Origin of the sequence: Companilactobacillus halodurans (assembly GCF_009600985.1) — a bacterium.
GTDB lineage: Bacteria > Bacillota > Bacilli > Lactobacillales > Lactobacillaceae > Companilactobacillus > Companilactobacillus halodurans.
Window position 1 is genome coordinate 1 of the sequence record NZ_VDFP01000081.1, and the last position, 1,830, is coordinate 1,830.

3 protein-coding genes are annotated in these 1,830 nt (G+C 35.6%); all 3 read right to left on the reverse strand.

What is annotated here, in order from left to right:
• On the reverse strand, positions 1-861 hold an 861-nt coding region (locus FHL06_RS12550), incomplete at its 3' end, for an IS3 family transposase (RefSeq protein ID WP_337692571.1).
• Positions 813-1,346: a helix-turn-helix domain-containing protein gene (locus FHL06_RS12555; protein WP_101836851.1), complete on the reverse strand. Its 534-nt coding sequence runs from the start codon at positions 1,344-1,346 to the stop codon at positions 813-815. The genes FHL06_RS12555 and FHL06_RS12550, both read right to left, overlap by 49 nt.
• 93 nt (positions 1,347-1,439) lie before the next feature.
• A partial coding sequence (locus FHL06_RS12560) for a metal ABC transporter permease (protein ID WP_192917987.1) occupies positions 1,440-1,830 on the reverse strand: 391 nt, incomplete at its 5' end.

Sequence of the window (1,830 nt, forward strand, 5' to 3'; positions counted from 1 at the left end):
GACGTACTCCTTAGAAAGTTTCCTAAATTCTTTCATATCTTTACAAGGTGGAAATCCATTGAGACATTCTGTTTTGAATAGATGAAAGAAACTTTCGATTGGCGCATTGTCGAGACAATTTCCTTTGCGAGACATGCTCTGTATAAATCCATCTTCAGAAAGCCTATCAGTATAATAATTTAGTTGATAATGCCAGCCTTGATCTGAATGTATCACTGGGTTGCTTCCTTTAGGTATAACTGTCGTTAATTCATTTAATGTATCCATAATTAATTTACTATTGGGACTATTACTTACTTGGAACGCTAGAACTTCTTTGCTTGCCTCGTCGGTAATTGCGGAAACATAAGCCCATTCGTTATCCCTTAAACGAACTTGTGTGACATCTGTATGCAGGACTTTAAAGGGCTCAGTTTCATTAAACTGTTGATGTAAAATGTTGTGTGCGACCTTTCCAACAGTTCCTTTATATGAGGAATACTTTCCATTTTTATGACGATTATAAAGATTTACTTGAACATTTAACTCATTCATCAAGCGACGAGCTACGGCATCTGCTATGTGAATATCTAGTTTAATTAATCCTTCTTGTACGCGACGATAACCGTAGGTTAGGCGTCCACGACATTTTCCACTTTCAGTAATTTTTAATATTTCAGTTTTTATATCTTTGTACTTATCTACATGATTTTTGATACGTTTACGCTCATCATGGTAAGTGGCCTTTTTAAGTCCAATGGCCTTAAGAATATCGCCTATCTTATACCGTTCTGCTTTTGGAAGAGACTCTTGTTCTACCCTGATCTGATCAACTATTTGTGTTTTTTTGCGTCCTTTGAAGTTCCGAACAGGGTCATTGATTTTTTTAAAATATCATTCTCCAACTTTGTGTCATATAATTCTTGATTCTTCTTTGCGAGTTCCTCGCGAAGTTGATCTAATTCATTCTTGTTTATTAAATGACGTAATTTCTTTTTATCATTTTTCACTTTGGATTTTCTGCCTTTCGGATGAGACTTCAAGGCTTCTATGCCATGTTTATTGAATGCCGTTCTCCAGGAACTAATCTGACACTTGTTAACATCAAATCTGGCGGATACTTCAGCTAAAGTTTCATCATGAGTTTGATAGTAGTTTATCACATCAATTTTAAATTCAGCTGAAAAGCTCCGTTTAGTTTTTTTTCGCTTAAGCGAGTCTACGCCGCTTAAGCGATATTTTTGAATCCAGAAACTGACTTGCCGTTTAGGTAAATTATGTTTCTCTGAGAGACTTTGCATGCTGGTTCTACCTTGGAGGTATTCACCAACAACCTCTGCCTTTAATTTTGAACTGTATTTAACCATATAAAAAGCGCTCCATAACTGTTAGATTTCTTGTCTAACAATTATGAAGCACTTTAAGTTATTGTGGGATTTTTGTCTAATTAAGTAATGTTTTTAATGAGTTAATTTCCAATTCTTATATCCTAAACCTAAGAAGTAAGCAATTACTTCAAAAGTAGAGATGAAGAAGGTAACGGGCCAATTAGTTACGAAGGCGAGATACAATCCTAACCAGACCCCAATTAATGATAAGCCGACGGAAACTAAAATCATTTTTGGAACTGAATGAACCAAATATTTAGCGGTTGCAGCTGGTAGGGTTAGTAAGACAAAGACTAGCAATGAACCAACTATTTGGGCCCCAATACTGACGCTTAGTGCTAGAGTGACTAAGAAAGTGATGGATAATAATCTTGTTTTTAGTCCCGCTGCTTGAGCACCTAAATGATCAAAGGAGTCAAAGGCGAGTGGTTTATAAAATACAAGGAATATTAAAATGACAAAT

Excerpts from the sequence above, each read along its gene's own strand:
- FHL06_RS12555 (WP_101836851.1), bottom strand. The coding sequence starts at position 1,346 with ATGGTTAAATACAGTTCAAAATTAAAGGCAGAGGTTGTTGGTGAATAC.